The organism is Phytoactinopolyspora endophytica (genome assembly GCF_004138495.1).
Classification (GTDB): domain Bacteria; phylum Actinomycetota; class Actinomycetes; order Jiangellales; family Jiangellaceae; genus Phytoactinopolyspora; species Phytoactinopolyspora endophytica.
Map to the genome: position 1 here is coordinate 25,530 of NZ_ML142859.1, position 221 is coordinate 25,750.

The 221-nt window shown below is 67.4% G+C and carries 1 protein-coding gene; it reads left to right on the forward strand.

The genetic code is table 11. The features are described from left to right. Window positions 1-212, forward strand: a 212-nt coding sequence (locus tag ELR45_RS41155; protein ID WP_240759918.1) for an aldose epimerase family protein, incomplete at its 5' end; no start/stop codon positions are given. Between the last annotated feature and the right edge of the window lie 9 nt (window positions 213-221).

Here is a 221-nt window from a genome sequence, read left to right on the forward strand (position 1 = left end):
CCACCGAGCCGGGTATCCAGTTCTACACCGGCAACCAGCTGACCAGCCCGCTGGTCGGAACCGGCGGGAAGCTCTACCGCCAGGGCGACGGGCTCTGCCTGGAGACGCAGCACTTCCCGGACTCGCCGAACCAGCCGGATTTCCCGTCGACGGTTCTGCGCCCCGGCGAGCAGTTCCGATCCACCACAGTCTTCGCCTTCTCCACCACGTAGTGCAGCCGG